The 379-nt window shown below is 46.7% G+C and carries 1 pseudogene; it reads right to left on the bottom strand.

Annotated features, from left to right (window positions below):
• A pseudogene (locus AB4585_RS25580) lies at positions 1-379 on the bottom strand (universal stress protein); the annotation flags it as partial.

Below are 379 nucleotides of genomic sequence, written 5' to 3' on the forward strand. Positions count from 1 at the left end.
CATTGATAAGATGGTCAAGGGCTTCTCTGTGTTCCACTTTGGCTTTGTCTATTTCGGCGTTGAGCTCTTTATCTTCAATCTTGATCCAGGCATGGCTGTCCAAATAGCGCTCTAATTGATACTCCCAGCAGGATAAAACGTGCAATCGGCTGTCACAGCTATCCGCAATTGAGCGAGACAACTCCATCAGACGCATACAGAGCCCTCTGTGTTCGTCGCTTGCGATAATGGGGTCAATGGCAACAGCCACTCTTCGTTTGTTTCTAGGTTTGTTGCTAGCACGGTTTAGCCACACGGGAGAAGGACATTTCCTAAGTAGTGTCATGTCTATGGCTTTGAAACCTTCGCCATCGTCATCTAATGGCTCTGCATCTTTAAT

This window comes from Vibrio sp. 10N.222.49.C9 (assembly GCF_041474985.1).
Lineage (GTDB): Bacteria > Pseudomonadota > Gammaproteobacteria > Enterobacterales > Vibrionaceae > Vibrio > Vibrio crassostreae_C.